The sequence below is a fragment of the Bradyrhizobium sp. I1.14.4 genome (assembly GCF_050435825.1).
GTDB lineage: Bacteria > Pseudomonadota > Alphaproteobacteria > Rhizobiales > Xanthobacteraceae > Bradyrhizobium.
In genome coordinates, this window is record NZ_JBNDLA010000029.1 from 1 (window position 1) to 18,321 (window position 18,321).

21 protein-coding genes and 1 pseudogene are annotated in these 18,321 nt (G+C 62.2%); 13 read left to right on the forward strand and 9 right to left on the reverse strand.

What is annotated here, in order from left to right; all coding sequences use genetic code 11:
• Nucleotides 1-259: 259 nt before the first annotated feature.
• The 4 genes from ABIB78_RS33400 to ABIB78_RS33415 all read left to right on the forward strand — a co-directional run bounded on the left by ABIB78_RS33400 (nucleotide 260) and on the right by ABIB78_RS33415 (nucleotide 4,934).
• Complete coding sequence (locus ABIB78_RS33400; protein ID WP_429032559.1) at nucleotides 260-1,222, forward strand: ArdC family protein; 963 nt, start codon at nucleotides 260-262, stop codon at nucleotides 1,220-1,222.
• Nucleotides 1,223-1,410: 188 nt separating this feature from the next.
• Nucleotides 1,411-2,433: a DUF7146 domain-containing protein gene (locus ABIB78_RS33405; RefSeq protein WP_429032562.1), complete on the forward strand. Its 1,023-nt coding sequence runs from the start codon at nucleotides 1,411-1,413 to the stop codon at nucleotides 2,431-2,433.
• 338 nt (nucleotides 2,434-2,771) lie between these two features.
• Nucleotides 2,772-3,704, forward strand: coding sequence for a DUF2493 domain-containing protein (locus ABIB78_RS33410; protein WP_429032565.1), 933 nt, complete (start codon nucleotides 2,772-2,774; stop codon nucleotides 3,702-3,704).
• A gap of 909 nt (nucleotides 3,705-4,613) precedes the next feature.
• Nucleotides 4,614-4,934 carry a DUF736 domain-containing protein gene (locus tag ABIB78_RS33415; protein ID WP_429032568.1) on the forward strand — a complete coding sequence of 107 codons (321 nt, stop codon included), beginning with the start codon at nucleotides 4,614-4,616 and terminating at the stop codon, nucleotides 4,932-4,934.
• Nucleotides 4,935-5,301: 367 nt separating this feature from the next.
• Here ABIB78_RS33415 and ABIB78_RS33420 read toward each other — a convergent pair whose 3' ends face one another.
• Both ABIB78_RS33420 and ABIB78_RS33425 read right to left on the reverse strand, forming a co-directional pair.
• Complete coding sequence (locus ABIB78_RS33420; RefSeq protein WP_429032571.1) at nucleotides 5,302-6,549, reverse strand: type II toxin-antitoxin system HipA family toxin; 1,248 nt, start codon at nucleotides 6,547-6,549, stop codon at nucleotides 5,302-5,304.
• On the reverse strand, nucleotides 6,542-6,877 hold the full coding sequence (locus tag ABIB78_RS33425) for a helix-turn-helix domain-containing protein (RefSeq protein WP_429032573.1): 336 nt from the start codon (nucleotides 6,875-6,877) through the stop codon (nucleotides 6,542-6,544). The genes ABIB78_RS33420 and ABIB78_RS33425 overlap by 8 nt, the downstream gene beginning before the upstream one ends.
• Before the next feature lie 202 nt (nucleotides 6,878-7,079).
• On the opposite strand from ABIB78_RS33425, the pseudogene ABIB78_RS33430 reads away from it, so the two are divergent.
• Nucleotides 7,080-7,309 (forward strand): annotated as a pseudogene (locus ABIB78_RS33430) (DUF932 domain-containing protein); the annotation flags it as partial.
• 221 nt (nucleotides 7,310-7,530) lie between these two features.
• Here the strand turns inward: ABIB78_RS33430 and ABIB78_RS33435 are convergent.
• Nucleotides 7,531-7,812, reverse strand: a complete 282-nt coding sequence (locus ABIB78_RS33435; protein WP_429032576.1) for a helix-turn-helix domain-containing protein — start codon at nucleotides 7,810-7,812, stop codon at nucleotides 7,531-7,533.
• A 110-nt stretch (nucleotides 7,813-7,922) separates the two neighbouring features.
• Here ABIB78_RS33435 and ABIB78_RS33440 point away from each other — a divergent pair, with 110 nt between their 5' ends.
• From ABIB78_RS33440 to ABIB78_RS33455, 4 genes are all read left to right on the forward strand, one after another.
• Nucleotides 7,923-8,195, forward strand: coding sequence for a DUF2285 domain-containing protein (locus ABIB78_RS33440; protein WP_429032578.1), 273 nt, complete (start codon nucleotides 7,923-7,925; stop codon nucleotides 8,193-8,195).
• A gap of 165 nt (nucleotides 8,196-8,360) precedes the next feature.
• On the forward strand, nucleotides 8,361-8,555 hold the full coding sequence (locus ABIB78_RS33445) for a transcriptional regulator domain-containing protein (protein ID WP_429032581.1): 195 nt from the start codon (nucleotides 8,361-8,363) through the stop codon (nucleotides 8,553-8,555).
• A gap of 136 nt (nucleotides 8,556-8,691) precedes the next feature.
• Nucleotides 8,692-9,132: a DUF2285 domain-containing protein gene (locus ABIB78_RS33450; RefSeq protein WP_429032584.1), complete on the forward strand. Its 441-nt coding sequence runs from the start codon at nucleotides 8,692-8,694 to the stop codon at nucleotides 9,130-9,132.
• Between the two features lie 133 nt (nucleotides 9,133-9,265).
• The gene (locus tag ABIB78_RS33455) at nucleotides 9,266-9,547 is read left to right on the forward strand and encodes a helix-turn-helix transcriptional regulator (RefSeq protein ID WP_429032586.1); all 282 of its coding nucleotides are present in this window, start codon (nucleotides 9,266-9,268) and stop codon (nucleotides 9,545-9,547) included.
• 103 nt (nucleotides 9,548-9,650) lie between these two features.
• On the opposite strand, the gene ABIB78_RS33460 is transcribed toward ABIB78_RS33455, so the two are convergent.
• Together ABIB78_RS33460 and ABIB78_RS33465 are read right to left on the reverse strand one after the other, a co-directional pair.
• Nucleotides 9,651-10,226 carry a helix-turn-helix domain-containing protein gene (locus tag ABIB78_RS33460; protein ID WP_429032589.1) on the reverse strand — a complete coding sequence of 192 codons (576 nt, stop codon included), beginning with the start codon at nucleotides 10,224-10,226 and terminating at the stop codon, nucleotides 9,651-9,653.
• Nucleotides 10,184-10,822 carry a Tn7 transposase TnsA N-terminal domain-containing protein gene (locus tag ABIB78_RS33465; RefSeq protein WP_429032591.1) on the reverse strand — a complete coding sequence of 213 codons (639 nt, stop codon included), beginning with the start codon at nucleotides 10,820-10,822 and terminating at the stop codon, nucleotides 10,184-10,186. Before ABIB78_RS33465 ends, ABIB78_RS33460 begins: the two co-directional genes overlap by 43 nt.
• Before the next feature lie 258 nt (nucleotides 10,823-11,080).
• Between ABIB78_RS33465 and ABIB78_RS33470 the strand changes: the two genes are divergently transcribed.
• From ABIB78_RS33470 to ABIB78_RS33480, 3 genes are read left to right on the forward strand one after another with little or no spacing between them, the layout of a single operon-like run.
• Nucleotides 11,081-11,545, forward strand: coding sequence for a DUF2840 domain-containing protein (locus ABIB78_RS33470; protein WP_429032594.1), 465 nt, complete (start codon nucleotides 11,081-11,083; stop codon nucleotides 11,543-11,545).
• Entirely contained in the window at nucleotides 11,542-12,054 is a 513-nt protein-coding gene (locus ABIB78_RS33475; protein WP_429032596.1) for a S26 family signal peptidase, read from the forward strand. The genes ABIB78_RS33470 and ABIB78_RS33475 overlap by 4 nt, the downstream gene beginning before the upstream one ends.
• Nucleotides 12,051-12,926 carry a lytic transglycosylase domain-containing protein gene (locus tag ABIB78_RS33480; RefSeq protein ID WP_429032598.1) on the forward strand — a complete coding sequence of 292 codons (876 nt, stop codon included), beginning with the start codon at nucleotides 12,051-12,053 and terminating at the stop codon, nucleotides 12,924-12,926. Before ABIB78_RS33475 ends, ABIB78_RS33480 begins: the two co-directional genes overlap by 4 nt.
• A gap of 181 nt (nucleotides 12,927-13,107) precedes the next feature.
• Here ABIB78_RS33480 and ABIB78_RS33485 read toward each other — a convergent pair whose 3' ends face one another.
• From ABIB78_RS33485 to tnpA, 4 genes are all read right to left on the reverse strand, one after another.
• The gene (locus ABIB78_RS33485) at nucleotides 13,108-13,299 is read right to left on the reverse strand and encodes a hypothetical protein (RefSeq protein WP_429032599.1); all 192 of its coding nucleotides are present in this window, start codon (nucleotides 13,297-13,299) and stop codon (nucleotides 13,108-13,110) included.
• A gap of 145 nt (nucleotides 13,300-13,444) precedes the next feature.
• On the reverse strand, nucleotides 13,445-14,974 hold the full coding sequence (gene tnpC / locus ABIB78_RS33490; protein ID WP_429032601.1) for an IS66 family transposase: 1,530 nt from the start codon (nucleotides 14,972-14,974) through the stop codon (nucleotides 13,445-13,447).
• Between the two features lie 69 nt (nucleotides 14,975-15,043).
• Nucleotides 15,044-15,397, reverse strand: a complete 354-nt coding sequence (tnpB, locus tag ABIB78_RS33495; protein WP_429032603.1) for an IS66 family insertion sequence element accessory protein TnpB — start codon at nucleotides 15,395-15,397, stop codon at nucleotides 15,044-15,046.
• A complete protein-coding gene (tnpA, locus tag ABIB78_RS33500; RefSeq protein ID WP_429032605.1) occupies nucleotides 15,394-16,269 on the reverse strand; it encodes an IS66 family insertion sequence element accessory protein TnpA in 876 nt (291 codons plus the stop codon). The genes tnpB and tnpA overlap by 4 nt, the downstream gene beginning before the upstream one ends.
• A 271-nt stretch (nucleotides 16,270-16,540) precedes the next feature.
• Between tnpA and ABIB78_RS33505 the strand changes: the two genes are divergently transcribed.
• Nucleotides 16,541-18,304 carry a relaxase/mobilization nuclease domain-containing protein gene (locus ABIB78_RS33505; RefSeq protein ID WP_429032608.1) on the forward strand — a complete coding sequence of 588 codons (1,764 nt, stop codon included), beginning with the start codon at nucleotides 16,541-16,543 and terminating at the stop codon, nucleotides 18,302-18,304.
• Nucleotides 18,305-18,321: the final 17 nt, after the last annotated feature.

Here is an 18,321-nt window from a genome sequence, read left to right on the forward strand (position 1 = left end):
TCTCCTTCGTCCACATGGGCGCCCCTTCAAATTCGGACCGCCTCCCTTGAATCACAAACGATTCCGATGATTCAAGATGTTCTCGGACAGATACTTAGGGCGTCCATCCCTGACGCGATCGGCGCGGTCAGTCGGAGAGCGTCGCCCGCGCATACGTGGGCGGAGGGACAAGCATGGAGAGGAAGAGTGCGGCCGTGGGAGGCCGTGACGGGTTGGAAGTTGCGAGAGAGGCTCGCGGCGCCCGTCGCGGAGATCCGCAATGTCCAAACACCATTCCCGGACGCGCACCAGGCAAGACCGGTTGTGCCTGTATGACGAAATTACCGATAAGATCATCGCTGAGCTGGAGGCTGGCCATGTACCCTGGGTTCAGCCATGGGAGAATGCTGCAGAAAAAGCACTCCCGGTCATGCCGAGAAACGCCGCGACGAATCGTCAGTACAGCGGCGTGAACATCCTGATACTCTGGAGTGCGGCCCGCGAGCGCGGGTTCTCAAGTCAGCGCTGGCTCACCTACCGTCAGGCGCTCGCGACCGGAAGTCACATCCGCAAGGGCGAACGCGGCACCACCATCGTTCACGCTGATCACTTCGTGCCGCGTGACGAAAAGCTGCGCGCGTACGAGACCGGCGAGGAGGCGCAAGCTGTTCCATTCTTGAAGCGCTTTACCGTCTTCAATGTCGACCAATGCGACGGTGCACTCCCCGCAGAAATAGCGACCGCTGCGCCACCGCAGCGACCCGACATGATTGAACCGACGGTTGAGGCCTTGATCAAGGCGACCGGTATCGATTTCCGCATCGGCGGCAACCGCGCATTCTATGCGCCGTCTGACGACTATGTCCAGGTGCCGCCGCCTGCAGCCTATTTCGAGCCGATCAATTGGCACCGCACTGCGCTCCACGAACTTGGCCACGCGAGCGGTCATCCCTCGCGCCTCAACCGCGATCTTGGTGGCTGCTACGGCACGAAGAGATACGCATTCGAGGAACTGGTTGCGGAACTCTGTGCCGCGTTCTGCTGCACATCACTCGGCATCGTACCGACCGTGCGCCACGCCGACTATATCGGCTCGTGGCTTGAGATCCTGCGGGAGGATAACCGCGCAATTCTGCGTGCGGCATCGAAGGCGAGCAAGGCCGCCGACTTCCTGCTCGGCTTCCTTCCAAAGCAGTCACGAGCCGTGCCGGCCGACTCTGTCGGGGCCGAGGAGGAAACATGATCGACATTTGGTGACGTGCCCGAAAGAAAGAGGGCGGCGCGTGGCGCCATGACGGGTTGGAGGCCGAGAGAGAGGTCCTTCGGTCGCCCGTCGTGGAGACCTCAAATGACAATCGCTGTCCAAACGAGACTGCTTTCACCCTCATGTAACGGTCCGGTTGCTCGGACGGGCAAAGAGGGGGCGGGTTAATGCGGCGCGATGCGTCCGAACTGGCACGTCGCCTCGCGCGTGAGGCCGAGGCGGTGTGTCGACACTATCTCTCCAACGGCTGCCGGCAGGGTCGCTATTGGGTCGTCGGGGACTGCAGAAATACACCCGGCCGCTCGCTGTTCGTCCGGTTGAACCAATCGCCCAAGAGGCCCGCCGGCAAGTGGACGGATGCCGCAACCGGGGAGCATGGCGATCTTCTCGACATTATCAAGGCCAGCTGCGGGCTGGTCGATTTCCGCGACGTCGTCGAAGAGGCGCGGCGATTCCTGAACATGCCTCGACCCGATTCCCGACCGGCAGTTGCTGACCGTCTGCTACGGCAACGCGGATCTGTAGAGGCCGCACGTCGGCTCTTTGCCATGTCACAGCCGATCGGTCGGACTGTCGCTCAAATCTATCTGCGGCAACGCGGCATCAATTCCATCCACGATGACGGCGCGCTGCGCTTCCACGCGCATTGCTACTACCGGCCCAACGTAGACTCTCCGCCCCTGTTCGGGCCGGCAATGATCGCTCGTGTGACCGATCTCAAGGGGAAGTTCACCGGCGTACACCGGACCTGGCTTCATCCGTCAGGATACGGGAAGGCGCCGGTCGAAACACCGCGGCGTGCAATGGGCGATCTCCTCGGTAACGCAGTGCGTTTCGGGTCAGTTGACGACGTGCTGGTGGCAGGCGAGGGCATTGAAACCATGCTGTCGCTTCGTTACGTGTTGCGGAGCATGCCGATGGTAGCAGCCCTTTCGGCCAACCACCTCGCCGCTCTACTGCTCCCGCTGTCGCTGCGCAGGCTCTACATCGCGCGCGATGCGGACGCGGCTGGAATGGCGGCAGCGATGACCTTGACGAGCCGCGCAGAGGCTGTCGGCATCGAGGTCTTCATTCTGTCGCCCAAGTTCGAGGACTTCAACGCTGACCTCTGCAAGTTGGACGCTGAATTATTCCGAGCGGCATTACGTGAACAGCTCGCTTCTCGGGACATCGTCCGGTTCCTGCCATGAATGAGCCGCGATCGATTCGGGATAGCGGCAATCTCGCGGTCACGGATCGTCGTGGTCGGCCGATGCGAGGTCACCTGTGCCGGGCGGGGCCCCGCCACGGCCTTCTAGAGGGCGATCGGACGGCAGGTGGACCGGGCCTACAATGGCTGCGCCCGGCTATTTTCCGCCGGCCCTGCGGGCCTTTGCATCGCGAAACAAAATAGCCGGCCTTCGCCATCCTCCGCTCCGCTTCGGCCCGTCGGCTTGCGCCTTTGGGTTCTGGTCCGCTCCGCCTGCCGTCTTCTGATCGCCACGAAGACCGCGATGGGCGCGGCCGATCCAGCAAAAGGAGCCTCACCATGACGACCGACCGTGACGATACCGAGTTCGAACCGCAGCATGCCTCATCACCAACGGATCACCTGCTCAACGAGCTTCAGCTCCACGGCCACCGTCCTTTCGAGGACGAGCTCGATCCCAGACCGCTTCCCGAGGGCAAAGCAATCGCGGGCGCCATTGCCGACATGTTTGACGCCTTGGTCGCGACCTTGGGCGACACCCGGCTCGAACCCGACCTGGAGAACCTGCTCTGGTCGACCGTCAATCTATTCCACCGTGCCACGGGCCGCATCGAGCGAGAGCTCGACGACAATGAGCAAGCGCAACAGAGGAGCCAGCGAGAGCAGAATGGATCGGAGGTGCGATCGCTTGAACTCGAGCGGCTTACGGCCGAAGGCGTCACACTCATAGAGCGCCGCAATGCCATGGAGCTTTTCCGTGAACTGGCCACCGATCAATTCGAACTTCACACCGGCTCGCCCTGGCGTCCCCGTGCCGGGTCGCTGGTCAATCATCGCACGCTCACGTCAGCGATGATCGATAGCCGCGACTTCCTGGCTGCCAAGCAGCGGGCGGAAACCGAGACGATGTTGCCGTCGGGATCCAAGATCGCGTTTACCGGGGGCTTCGATTTCAACGATCACCTCCTGATCTGGGACCGGCTCGACAAGGTCCACGCCAAGTACCCCGACATGGTCTTGTTGCACGGCGGATCTCCGAAAGGTGCTGAACTGATCGCCGCCAAATGGGCCACCGACCGCAAGGTGGCTCAGATCGCATTCAAGCCCGACTGGACCAAGCATGCCAAGGCGGCTCCGTTCAAACGCAACGACGCGATGCTCGCACTACTGCCAATCGGCGTCATGCACTTTCCTGGTTCCGGAATACAAGATAACCTTGCCGACAAGGCCCGGAAGTTCGGCATTCCCGTCTGGAAATTCGGCGGCGCGTAAGCGCCGCTTCATGCGCACCTCGTCATCAAAAGCCGGCGCTCTGAATAGTGAACGTCTCGCCGGGGGTACTCGGGCCAGGGCCCGCCGTCATCTGCGATGCCGGCGTCGCTATCACTGCCTCTGTCCCGGGTACCCTCTTGACCGGTCTCGACGTCCGCGGGTTCACTTCGCTGCGCTCCGTCTGACACGCTATTTCAGTTGAAGGCGATGCGCTTCGCGCCCGCCTTGCCTTCACGGCAACAGGTGTGTTTTGGCGCCATAGCAATCGGCACCACGGCTTGAATTTCAGATGACCAGCCTTGCCGGGCCCGGAAGATCGATCGGGGCCGTATCGGGCGAACCTTAGTCGGCTGTCTCTGCCAATGCGCCGTGGGGATGAGCCTGCCCGTCGATCGAAATTGCTCGCAATCGAGGCGTTGATCGGGCCGCGGGATAGACCGCTGGGTAACGTGGCCGAGGCCGAGCGCTTGATCGCTGACGTCTCTCACCTTGCTCGCACGACCAACGCAGCACACGGGCATCTCAACGCAAATGCTCAAGGCGATCAACTACGCCTATTCCTTCGCGTCTGTTTCCGTTTCTTCACCTGAACGCAGCGACATCTTGTGCAGTACAGCCGAGGTTGGCCAAGACTTCTCCGGAGGATGCCGTTCGATGACGGACCACCTGGCCTCTTGATGGCTTGATCTGGCCCAAGAGCGGCTGCGCCTCGATCGCCTCAACGCAACGCCGCGGGGCGACTTTCTTCCCCTGGGCTAACGCCCATTCCTCGCGAGGCAAGAAAGTCTCCCCACTGGCGTCCTCCGCTGCGCTCCGGCCCGCAGGCGGGTGCGTCGTCGATCGTCTTTGGCCCGTAGATCGCCATCGAGGCCGCGATGGTCGCACCTCGAAACATCAAGGAGAAGTGACATGGCTAACATCGGTTATTTCAAGAAAGTCGGCCGCGAGTTGCAGGGCGAGATCGTCACCCTGAGCCTCCAGACCAGGGGCGTCAGGATCGTAGCCGAGACCAACCGATCCAACGATAATGCCCCGAGCCATCGCATCTTCGTCGGCCGCGCAGAGATCGGCGCCGCCTGGTCGAAGCGCTCCGAGGAGGGCCGCGACTACCTCTCGCTCAAGCTCGACGATCCCTCGTTCAACGCGCCGATCTACGCGAACCTGTTCGAAGACGAGGAAGGTGACGGCTTTACCCTCATCTGGTCGCGGCTGCGCAAGAACGGCGACTGAGGTTCGACCACTAAAAAGAGCCCCGTCCGGTCCGCCGGGCGGGGCTTCGCATCAGCGGGCAAGCCATCGCCGGCCAAGCCGCGATCAAGGCATTGAACTGGCGCTCGAGGCACGAGCGACGAAGCATCTGAACAGGGGCATTGACTTCATGTGCCTGTCCGCGCGGCTCTCGAAGATGAAGGTGTTCCGCGCCGGTCCGTGTCAGCAATGCGTCCGGGATCGACCACGCACCGTAGGCCGCGGCGGGCGGCTGCAGCACTTTCTGAATTCCTGGGACCTTCGATCCCTGAGACCTCCAGATCGGCGGCGGCGCAAGGTAAATGGACTGGCACTGGCGGGCTCAAAAGCAGTGGAGGGTTGTCCTCCTTTATAGCGTCAGCGCCCGTTTGAGATCGTCGTGCTCGAAAGCGCTGGCCATGCGGTTGATCTCGGCCGAGCGGGCGCCGACCGCCCTGGCCGTGTCGCGCCAGGTCGCGGTCACGGTCGCGACTTCTTTGATGATCGTGCGAGCCTGCAGCAACGTGAGTGCGAAATATCCGGACGCCGCTTCCAGCAGGTCGAGTGAACAGGTGCCCTCGTCGAGATCGATGTTCGTCGTCAGCACCCGAGCCTTGAGATCAGTTGGAACGGGATTGAGATCATATGCCGGCGAGAGAGACCAACCCGCCTTTCCAAGCCACAGGAAGCCGTGATTGCGGAGGTGGTCGTCGACATTGGAAATCAGCACGTTGAAGGCGACACGCCGATAGAGGGCATGGGCGTCTGTCCTTGCCTGAGCGCCGTGTTGGGCAAGGGCATCGACGATCTCCGGATAGCTGCCGCGCTCGCCGTCCTTGGCGCCGATCATCGCCATCGCCGACAGGAATGGGATGCGGATCGCACCATTGCGGTCGAAGCGCCGCGACAACATGACCGGCTTGCCGGCGATGTCGATCAGCTCGTGCTGAGGAATGGCGATACCTGCCTTGCCTGCCAGCCGCAGAGCGATCTCTTCCCAAGTCTCCATGCTATAGTCGTCGGTCTCCTTTGGGAATTTGGCCATGGAGAGGTGACCATGCTGGTCGATGACCGACGCCTTCGGACGTGCGCCGCCGAGGGAAGAGCCGGGGGCAAAGATGAGTTGGAGGTCCTCATCCGTTTCCTCATCCCGGAGAATCCGCTCGGTGATTTGGAGCAACCGGCCAAGTTCGATCAGGGCAGGAACGCCGGCGCGAATTGGTTTCTGGAAAACCTCGTCGCCAGCCCAGCGGAAGCGGAGCGCGCCAAGCCGTGTCTCGTCGGCTACGCCGAGCAGGTAGTCGCTTTCCGTGAGGGGGCGAACGGCTCGGCCTTCGTGTTCCGCGAGGCGACGCTCGGCGCGTTGCATCAGGCGACGACCCCAGGTATCCGGCGCCGAGTCTCCGATCGAACCGAAGGTCGCTAGTCCGGCACGGGGAGCGAAGGGACCGCGGGTGAGCGCCAGTGCCGGCTCCAGCGAGAAGCGGTCCGGATCCTCAAGCCATGTGTCGTCATATTCGAAGAGGATGGTCTCCGCGCCTCGGACGCGATTGCTCCTCGCCAGCCCGATCGGGCGTGTGCGCCCGTCGAGGTCGATATGTACTTCGAAGTCAGCCATCGTGGGACGACCTGGCCGGCCGCTTGAGGTGGACGCGTTTGGGCAGATCAGCGCTAGCCAGAGCCCGCCCGACGCTGTCGTTGCTGATGTCGGCGACCTGGTTCAGGCCGTCGAGTAAACCGAGCGCCTGTAGGACGCCGGCATAAATGCCGATGCCGACGTTGGTGTCGCCGGCTTCGACCCTTTGCAATGTCGAGCGAGACGTGAAGGCGCGCTCGGCCACAACCGCCATCGGAAGCCGTCTGCGTCGACGGGCATCATGTATGTCCGTCCCCAGCTTGCGCACCACGCGTCGGACGGCAGCAGGGGGGGTATGTGGGGTGGGCATTTTGGCACCTTCGCACTACAAATTGAGCCGGTATGTAGCACCAAGCTCACAATTTATCCATACATCGGAAGCCTTACCCGATAATGGATTGAAGTATAATAATACCTCTATCTCGCGGCGTCGTTCACCGCCTTTGCCGCGCGATGATCTGTGATGCCCCCGCCATTGCACCACCGCGGGGCTTGAGCAAGCCGCCCGGCTCGGCGCCTATTGTTGGAACAGAGAGGTCGGCAGCAAGACGCTGGGGATTGCGAGCTTCAACCTCCGCGCTGTCTGCATGAACCGCAATCTCTGGGGTATCGAGAATTTCGATGAGATCTCTATCCGACATTCGAAGTTCGCGGCGCAACGCTTTGCGCATGAAGCCGCCCCGCACTGACGAGCTTCGCCAACTCGTCACCCGCGCCATTCGTCGCCGGCAAAGCGAAGCGCTTGATGGAGCGTGCTATCTGAAGACATAGGCCGCGTAACCGGGCGCCAGTTGCGCGGCCTCGCTTCTAGGCCCATCGCATCGCCGCCCGGATCGGCGGCGATGACGCGTTTTCGCGTCCGGCGCTCGCCGGGCCTCCGGCCCGGCTCACGATAAAGGAACAAACTAGAAGGGAGACACCCTTGGCATCTAGCCACTCCCAAGACGGAACAGCCGCGAACAGTTATTTCTTCTTGCGATTCGGTCGGATTGGCTTGCGACCCTTGGGCAATGTCTTGGGCGTCGTCGCTCCTTTGGGCGGCTGAACGAAGAATTCCGATAGCTGAACACCAAGCGTTTCCGCCAGTCGATCAAGCAGATCAATCGTTGGGTTCTCCGATTGCCGTTCGAGGCCGCTCATGTATGAGCGATCGATCCCGGCATCGTACGCCAATTGCTCTTGCGGAATGCCGCGATCGACGCGGATCCTGCGGACATTCCAGGCCACAAGCGCACGAGCTTTCATGCGCAAAAGCAGCCATTTGGTAGGCCATTAAACCACTGGCTATAACCGATCTATTTCGATAGTCTAATCCATAAGATAGGATCAGGCTTCAATGAAGCACCGTATGCTACATGAAAAGACCGCCAGTGGACCCCGACGTTGAAGATGTCGCGCCAAATGAGCCGGCGCTGACGGCCTATGACGAACAGCATGTCGTCACGTACATTCGTCTTCTGCAGGCGGAGGGTGAGGGAGCGGACTGGCGGGAGGTGGCTCGTATCGTCCTACATATCGATCCGGAGCGAGAGCCGGACCGTGCGCGGACTGCATATCAGACCCATCTCGCGCGGGCCAAATGGGTGACCGAGCAGGGGCGCCTCTTACGCGGCGCTGGCTCGAAATAGAAGAAAATCGCCGATTAGAGGCGTGCAGCCAAAATTATTTTCTCTCGCTAACCGGTGGTCATTCCGGTGCACCACGTGGTGCCAAACTAGGGGCTTCCTACAACCGCCTCGTTCATACCTATTGCGCCGCAATCCTTGTTAGCCACGTGCAATGGGGCGGAAGCAATGCCTGAATTCGACTGGCGGTCGCCGGATTCCTACAAAAGCCTACAAGACGCCGAAATCACCGACATCGCCTGGGAATGTCTTCGTCGAAACGCGGACTATCGACGTGATTACGAAGCGATGATCGCTAGCAGCCCAGATAGCCAAGCGACCGCGGAGTTCAGGAGGAGGTGGGGCATCTGCTTTCGCCCATGACCCCCAGCGGTCCTTCGACGAGCAGATAATCTTTTGGGCGCCTGAGGTTCTAACGACCGTGGTTCCAGTCAGGGTCGCGTCGACCGCAGATCGCAGTTCGGCCTCTCTGCCACTGCTCGACCTTACAGCGGGGCAGGTGCGCCACGCCGCTGACGGCTGGCATATTGTGCTGCGCATCGCGACGACGGATCACCGTGTCTGGTCCAAAGAGCCTCCCGTGGTCGGCGCGCCATACGCAGCCGAATTGCCGTTTGACGGCGATTTGGAAGCGCGCGCCTATGCAGCCCGGCGGCTGTGGCGCGCAATGAATGGACGCGCGCCAGGTCCTGTCTTTCACAAATTATCTAAGCAGCGGCGCGAACGCCTGAGCGCCGCCATCCGTGCGCTCGATGCGCATACTGCCGGTGGCAGCTATCGTATGACTGCGGAAGCGCTGTTCGGCAAAAAGCGCATCCCTGATCGCGCCTGGAAGACGCACGATTTGCGCAATCGAACGGTCCGCTTGGTGCAGGGCGGCCTCGCGTTGGTACGCGGAGGCTACCGCAAACTTCTGCGGCCCGGCCGCAGGCACAAGTAGCCCTTCGGCCGAGGGGTATCGAAAATTGACCCCCCGATATTCGGCATCCCCCTCCGATACCGCGCTTCTCCATGATGACCGCACACACGTCGGCGCCGCCATGCGCGGTGCGCCGTCACCTTGGAGTGCTCAAATGCCCGATTCGATGGCCGGTCTACCCCCGCGCTTCCTGCGCACGCCGGAGGCCGCGCGTTATCTTGGCCTCTCGGGTCGAACGCTTGAGAAGCACCGGACGTACGGCACCGGGCCGACGTATCGGAAGATTGGCGGACGTGTCGTCTACGCCCTGGATGATCTGAAGGCGTGGGCCGATCTCGGCGCCAAGACGTCGACGTCCGATCCCGGGAAGCGGACCGTGCTGCCCGCCAAGAAGCACCCGGTGCTGCGCCCATATGCGGGCCAGGAACGTCGCTGATCGCCGCGTGAGAGCAGTGACCATGCGGCGCAAAATCGGTGCGCGAGGTTTCGCGAACTGGTGCAAGGTTTCGCGAAACGGCTCCAGGATTCGCGAACTGGATTCACGAACCAGGAGCTGGATCATGAGTAGATCCTGCGATCTGCGTAGCTCTCTGCGGCTTGGGCTTCCATGGACGGTGACGCCGCCCCGGCCTGGCGCGATGGACGCGAAGCAATCTGGACGCCTGGTCCGGGCTGAGAATGATGCCGAACTGGGTCAGCGCTGCACTGATCACTGCGCCGCGACGCTGACGCGCGCGATCGGCAGCGATCCATTTCCCCAACGCCTCGGCTTGCGCTCCGCTCAGTTGCGACCGGCGTCGAGGACGCTCCAGCGCAGCTTCCAGGCCGTGCGTTGCAGCGTGGTGCAGCCAACGACAGAGCGTTTGCCTGGTGACGCCGACGCTCTCCGCTGCAACCTCGACGGGCGTTCCGTCGCGGACCCCCGCGAAGGCGAACAAACGCTGACGACGCAATCTGTAGCGCTCGCTGAGAGCTCGGTCGCGCAATTCATTTCCAGTCTCCGGAAGAGCTATGATCCAACTGCGCCAACTCCAGGGTCCTCTTGGCGAAGGAGCATTTGCCCGCGTCAGGATCACGCGCAGCCGGTCGCCGATCTCGGAGGACAGGTCTGGCACACGAGTGAGCAGGCGATCGAGCCGAGGGGCGTGCAGAATCGCGATAGTGGCCGGCAGGCGTGTCGGGAGGCCTCGCGCGGCGCCGGCAGCACGTCGACAAGCTGGCCGACATTGATCGAGCGGACGCGGGCATATCTCATCGCTTGCTCCGCAAGCACCGCGTCAACCGGCGCGCTCCTTAGCGGAAGCAAACGCTTTGCGGCTTCAAGGTGCGGACCGCGGATGCCGCGCTCGGTAGCGATCCTGAATCGCGTACCGTTGCTGCGCGCCCAACCCCGAGCAGCTGCAAAGGCTGGCCGGAGCCTGTGCCATCTCGCGCGCAAGTCAGCCCGATATTTGATCTCGACGATATCGGTGCGGCCGTCGCTCCAAATCACGCGGAAGTCCGGCGTATATCGGCGCTGCCGACCTTCATGCTCAAAACGGATTGTCACCGGCTGCGCCGTTATGACGGCGCCCGCATCCATGAAGCTCGCGAGCGTCACGAAGTCCCGCTCCAGCGCCCTCTCATGCTCCGTCACGCCAGTCGGCAACGACTGGAATCCGGTCACATGCGACCGCCGGCTCAGCGGAATGCGCCGCAAATCGCCCTCCATCCGGAAAACGACTCAGTACGCAATCCCCGCACATTTTGGGATCAGTTCACAAACATGGAACGGACTCTATGCACACAAGTCCTTGGTCAGACTCAGGTCCACTCGCCAGCCGATTCACGAAACCTCGCGCACCGACAGCCGCACTGGACTCGATTGGCGAGGCCGGGCCGCGAGTCGTGCTTGCCTTCGCCAGCCGCGTACGTACTTCGCCGACCGCAAAGCTCACGGCTCTCAGCTCCAGCATCAAGGAGCCGCGGCATGAGTGACCTCACCGAAGTAGAAGTCCTGTGGCTTGAGAAGCGCATCGAAAACCGCATTCGGTTCGGTCGCATCGTCAAGGAACGGAAGCTTGATCGTCACCGGCGTGTTCTGTCATTTGCGCCCGGCAGCATTTTTGCCTTCGTCCGTTGGACCTCCAACGACTTTGGCACGATCATTTCGCGGGTCGACATCTTGCGCGCGGTCGCGCCGCGACAGCGCTGCTCAACGGTGCCGTATGTGACGCCCGGCGGCGAGATCTTGCTGCGACTCTCCGGCTGGCCAAAGGTCGAACGCGTGCTGCAAATGACCGATGCCATCGAGGCGCTCGCTATCGATCCAGCCGACGTCGCTCCCGATCATTGGCATCACGTTCATAACCGTCTGTCCGTCAACGAAAACCCGCGTCCTTACACGAAGGCACGCCACCAGGCTTGGCTCCATCGTCAGAGAGTAATGCGATGACGAGCCGCCTGATGACGCTGACCACGATGTTTGCGGTAACTGCCGCACTTGTCGCGACAATCGTGCTGGAGCCGCTTCCGCTCTACATCTGGAATGCATCGGCGAGCGTGCCGGTCGGCCTCTATCGTTTACGGCCAGCGATGCGCTTCCATGTCACCGAGCTGGTCGCGGTTCAGCCGCCGGAGCCGCTCGCGACTTTCCTCGACCTGAACCGATATTTGCCGGTCGGCGTCCCTATGCTCAAGCGGGTCTTGGCGCTGCCGGGGCAGACGGTCTGCAGAAGCGGGCTCACTATTTCCGTCGATGGAATTGCTGTCGGCGAGGCGCGCGATCGCGATCGGGGCGGCCGGCCGCTGCCGAAATGGCAGGGCTGCCGCATCGTCGGCAAGGGCGAGCTCTTCCTCATGAACTGGCAGTCGGGCGACTCCCTTGACGGTCGATATTTTGGATTCCTTCCGGCATCGGCCGTGATCGGCCGCGCCCTCCCGGTGTGGACGCGGGAGGAATGATCGTGCCTGTTCTGCGTTTCTGTCCTGCCATTCCTCTGTTCGATCAAGTGCAGGACCATTCCTCCGTCCCGACCAAAGTTTGCAAGGCCGACGCGCGCAGCGGCGGTCCAGGGCGGCTGAAAGGCCGGCGCGAAGCGGCTTTACCCTGGACGGGCGAGAGCACGCCGGCACGCTTGCTTTTGTTCGAGAGGAGCTTGCACGCTGTCGTACTGTTGTTCGCTGCGCTCACCGTGGAGCACGCTACTGCTGTCGCCGAGACGCGACCCACCGACCCTACGGCAAGGTATGCATCTAGCAATCCATTTGTGGATTTCGTCGAGGCAGCCTCGCGTCGTTTTGGCATGCCGGTGGGCTGGATACTGCCAGTCATAGACGTCGAGAGCGCCGGAGACGTGCGCGCCAGGTCACCCAAGGGCGCCATGGGGTTGATGCAGATCATGCCAGAAACCTGGGCGGAGCTACGTCTGCGGTACGACCTCGGCAACGATCCCTACGATCCCCACGACAACATTCTTGCGGGAACTGCGTACCTTCGCGAACTGCACGACCGGTACGGTTCACCTGGCTTCCTTGCGGCCTACAACGCCGGGCCTGCTCGCCACGAAGAGTCTCTTTCCGGCCGCCCATTGCCGGCTGAGACCGAAGCCTATTTGCAGAAGCTTGCACCAGTCATCGGCAGCGACATTACCTTTTCCAGCGCGGTCGCCCGACTGCGGTCATCGGCCGGAGCGCTCTTCGTTGTGCGATCTGAAAGGCCAGAGACCGCTGCTGCAGCCCGGGCACGTGCCGAACTGGGGTCCGACGGCCGCCCCCGTTCGCGACATCTCGGCCATCGTGCCGGAAGCAACAGGATTGTTCGTCGTCAGATCTGATGCAGGAGGCCCGCGATGACGGCATGCGCAAGCAGGCATGCGTTGGCGTGCCCCGGCGAAGAATGGGCGAAACGGGGAGAGCAGTGGAGTTACTCGACGTATGCGTCCGGGGGCTGCACATGACGTTGGATCTTGACGAGCCTAGCGGTCTCGCGTGGCAATGCCCCGATTGGGCGAGCTCCTACTCTCTACCGGGGTCAGCTATGGCAGCTTCCGTCTTCGCGATCACCGCTTCAGCACGCTCTATCGCGGCACGGAATTCCTCACTCTTCCAAGTATCAACCGAATGGCCGTCGTCGAACGACTCGTCGGTGGCGTCATGCGCACGGGAGACCAACTCACGAAGCGCCGCAATGGCCTCGGAGAGCAACACGGCATCCGCTCCGTTTCGGGAAGACTGCACCTCTTTATCCCCATCACATCGCAATTATGGACCGTCAAGTAGTATCACTACAAAGGACGACTATTGCAATTGCCCGCGGTCTCATGTTCGCCGCTTGGCTAGAGTCTGGCTTTGCTCAGGTGGTGGCAGGTCCTGCGGAGCTCCAGTTCCACGGCAGCAGTTCATCGAGACGATTGACTGGTTGTCCCTTGACCATCCGCTGCAGCACGTCACGCAGATAGGCATAGGGTTCGACGTCGTTGAGCTTGCAGGTCTCGATGAGCGAGCAGGTGACTGCCCAACGATGTCCGCCGCCATCACTGCCGGCGAAGAGGTGGTTCTTGCGGCCGAGCGCCACCGGCCTAATCGCGCGCTCCACCGGGTTGGTGTCGAGTTCAATACGGCCATCCTGCAGGAAGCGTGTCAGACCGTCCCACCGCGAGAGCGCGTAACGGATCGCCTCGGCAAGCGTGCTGCTGCCGGGCACGCGAGAAAGCTGCACCTCGAACCACGTATGGAGGGCCTGCGCGACCGGCTTGGAGAAGGAGCGCCGCTCAGCGAGCCGATGTGCGGACGACTGCCCACGGACGCGGGCTTCAATGGCATAGAGTTCGCCGATCCGGCGCAACGCTTCCGTCGCTATCGGCGAACCGGTGGCCTCGGCAACCTCGTAGAACTTGCGTCTTGTATGGGCCCAACATGCCGCGAGCATGACATCGCCGTTGCTGGTCAGTTTCTCGAAGCCCGCATAGCCGTCGACATGCAGGACACCTTTGAAGCCCGCCAGGCGCGACACCGGACGTTCGGCCTTTCGGTCGGGTACGAACAAATAGACCGCTGCCGGCGGTTCTGGTCCGCTCCAGGGCCGCTGCTCGCGGACGTAGACCCACAGGCGTCCGGTTTTGGTGCGTCCTCTTCCCGGATCGAGCACCGGGATCGGCGTATCGTCTGCGAACAGATGGTCGGAGGCAAACACGTTTCTGCACAATCGCTCGTGCAGCGCTTCCAGCCACCAGCATGCGCCGCCGACCCATCCGGCCAGCGTCGAGCGGCCAAGATCGACACCATGCCGGGCGAAGATTTGCGACTGCCGATAGAGCGGCGTGTGATCGCAATATTTGCTGACCAGTACGTGCGCGAGCAGGGTTGGAGTAGCCAATCCACCGGCGATCGGCCGTTCCGGCGCAAACACTTGGGTCACCTTACCACAGGCTCGGCAGCCGTATTTAGGGCGCGTGATGCGCACCACGCGAAGCGTCGCCGGCACCCAATCCAGCATCTCGCTGACACTCTCGCCGATCGCATGCAAAGCGCCACCGCAGCAACTGCAGGCGTCACCATCGACGTCGAGCAGAATGTCCTCGCGCGGCAGGTGACTGGGCAGCGGTCGGCGTCGCGACGGTGCCTCGGGCGTCTCCGTTGCGGTCGCGGGCTTGCTTTCCTCAATGCGGCCGATATCGCTGTCGATATCTTCCAGGGTGAGTGCCAGTTGATCGGGATCAAGGCGCTCGGAGCGACGTCCGAACTGCGCGCGCTGAAGCTGTTTGATGATAGCCTGGAGGCGCTCGATCTCGCTGTCTCGATGCTCAATTGTCGCGGCGATATCGCGCACCAGGCGATGCAGAAGCGTCGCATCCGTGGGCAGATTGTTGAGATCGAGCTGCATGTTCGATTCTACTCGGACACGCTGATTCGAAGAAGCAACTTTGCTATATTCGACGCGGGTTTCTGCGATTCAGCCCGCGACGGCGGGGCGCCATCGACGCTCGGGTGTGCGCCAATCGATGCCTTCGATCAGCATCGCAAGTTGCGCTGGAGACAGCGCCACGGAGCCACCTGGATCGCTCATTCTGGGCCAGATGAAGCCACCTTGATCGATGCGTTTGGTGAACAGGCAGAGTCCGTTGCCATCCCAGAACAGGATTTTCAGTCTGCTCGCATTCCTGCCGCGGAAGGCAAACAGATGGCCGGAGAACGGATCCATCTTGAGGTGTTCCTGAACGAGCGTAGCGAGGCCATCGAGACCTTTGCGCATGTCGGTATAGCCCAAAGCCAGATGCACCTTCACCCCCGCCGGCACAATCATCATCCTGCTATCTCCTGCTCGTTGACGTGTCGACGGACTGCATCCGGATCGCTGCCGTCAGGTGCAAAGACCCGTCGCCCATCGTCTAATTGGACTGCTGTCATCCCGTCAGGCGGCGACAGCAGATCGTTCAAGACGAGTGTTCCGGATTGTGCTTCCGTGACCTTCACTGTCGCTAGCTTTGCCGGAAGGCGCTTGCTGAAGCCGTGTTGTACCCGCCAGCGGAACAACATGCTGGTGACAATACCGTGGCGCCGACAAACCTCGGCGGCGGTGGCGCCGGGGAGCTCAGACTCAGTCACAATCGCGAGCTTTTCATCGTTACTGAAGCGACGTCGGTTGGTGGGTGCTTCGTTCGGCGGATCACCGATCGGACCCGCCGTCAAGCGTTGCTCGGCGGCCGCGCCCTTAGCAGCGCTGCTAACACCGCTGCTTATTCGGGGGAGGGCGCTCGGATGAACATGCGTCCGCCAGTCGATCTGCACCTCGTTAGCGCCGATCAGATCGCGCCATCGCCGCAGGCTGTACCGCGAGATGCCGTGCGCCCATGCGTAAGCTTGCAGGCCCATGCCGCTCCAGTTCATCGCCTCGACATGCATCGCCCAGTACGCTTGAACCGCCTTCGAACGCATGCCGGTCGACAGCCGAATCCGTCGTTTGCGGTGACGTTGCCGTCGTTCCTCGCGCAGCAATTCTGCCTTTGCTTGCAGTGCGTTCGCATCGGTCAGCACGTTCAGCCAGCGCCTGAACGTGTTCTCGCCGAGACGATGTTGGCAACAGTATCGGCGGATCCCGAGGCCACTTCGGCGCCACGCCTCGATGTGAAGTGACCACCACTCACGCCTGGCTTTGTTCTCGAAGTGTTTCGGACCCACCGGAGAATCTCCAATGCAGCAGAGAACCCGATATGGAACGACAGCGCACTACTCGGAAGTCGTGCAAGGACCGGACGCTTACGTTGACTTTGCCCGCCCGATTAAGAGGGCGAGATAAAAGGGGCTCGCCGGTCGAACCGCAAGCCATTGACATGGCTTGGGTTCGGGCGTGCCGGTCGGTCGGGGCGCGTGCCGCGCCTTGGATTTTAAACAATGAAATCAAGGATGCTTTCGGCACTGTACGCGCCATCACTTGTTTGCAGGTCCGGCTGTGACCGCGGGCGACAGTGACCTACGTATTCGGCCCGGGCGCATCCGCAACACCCGCGCGCCGAAGCCCAAGAGCTTCATCAACCAGGTGCTGCGTGCGGCGAAGAAAGCAGGACACACATCGAGTCAGGCCGCGGCTGGCAGGCGTTCTGCGGCCTATGGGCGCTCGACGTTTGGCCGCGGCCGGCTCGCCTTTAGTCGCAACCGGTTGTTCAGCCCGACGCGCCGCGTTGTGGTGAAGGCGCGCGTGGTTCGCCACAAAGGGCGAGCCTTCCGTTCAGCCCCACTGACCGCCCATCTCTCATATTTGAAGCGCGACGGCGTGACTCAAAGCGGCGAGAGAGCCGAGATGTTCGATGCCGGCAGCGACCGCGCCGATAGCGCGGCCTTTGCTGACCGGTGCAAGGACGACCGGCATCATTTCCGGTTCATCGTCTCACCAGAGGATGCCGGCGACATGACCGATCTTAAGGCCTTCGCCCGCGATCTCGCCAGGCAGATGGAGACCGATCTCGGGACGCGGCTCGACTGGGTGGCTGTCGATCATTGGAATACCGACAACCCTCACGTCCATCTTCTCATTCGGGGAGTCGATGAGAAAGGTTCGGATCTTGTGATCTCCCGCGACTACATCAGCCGGGGCCTGCGCTCACGCGGCGAGGAACTGGTCGCCATCGAATTGGGTCCAAAGCCGGAGCACGAGATCCGCAATTCGCTTGAGAGGGAAGTCACGGCGGAACGATGGACGCGGCTCGATCGGGAGATCCGGTTGGCGGCGGATGAGACCGGCTTTGTCGACCTCCGCCCGGAAAATCCCGGCAAGTCCGATCCCGAGATCCGGCGCCCGATGGTCGGTCGCCTTCAACATTTGGAGAAGATGGGTCTTGCCGCATCCGCTCGGCCAGGCGAATGGATGGTCGGGCTCGAGGCCGAGCGCAGCTTGCGCGACCTCGGCATGCGCGGCGACATCATCAAGACCATGCACCGTGCCTTTACCGAGCGTGGAGAAGCGCGCGGCGTTGCCGACTTCGTCATCGAAGGTGGACAGCCTTCATCCCAGATCATCGGACGGCTGGTCGATCGGGGATTGCACGATGAGCTGACGGGTGAGGCTTACGCCCTGATCGATGGAACTGACGGACGCGCGCACCACGTCCGCTTGCGAGGGATCGAGGCCTTCGAGCATGCTCCGCCGGTCGGCGGCATCGTTGAAGTCCGGCGCTTCGGCCAGGCCGACGACCCGCGGCCGACCGTGGTGCTCGCAACTCGTTCCGATCTCGATCTCCGCGGGCAGGTCACGGCTAAAGGAGCGACCTGGCTCGACCACAGGCTGGTCGAACGCGATTCCATGCCGCTCGCCATGGGCGGATTCGGTCGCGAAGCCCGCGACGCCATGGAAGCCCGTACCGAGCATCTGGTTGAGCAAGGTCTGGCGCGGCGGCAGGGCCAACGCATCATCTTGCAGCGCGACCTTCTGGACACGTTGCGCCGACGTGAACTGGACGAGGTGGCCGCAAAAGTCTCGGCTGACACCGGCCTGCCTCACGTGAAGGGGGCCTCCGGGGAGCATGTGGCAGGTACATGTCGCCAGCGCCTGACGCTCTCCTCGGGGCGCTTCGCCATGATCGATAACGGGCTTGGATTTCAGCTTGTGCCCTGGTCGCGCGAGCTCGAACAGAAGCTCGGCCAACACGTCACCGGCGTCGCGAAGGACGGCGGCGGCATCGAATGGGGCTTTGGCCGCAAGCGCGACCTCGGCCTCTAGCAATCTCCCCAATTCAG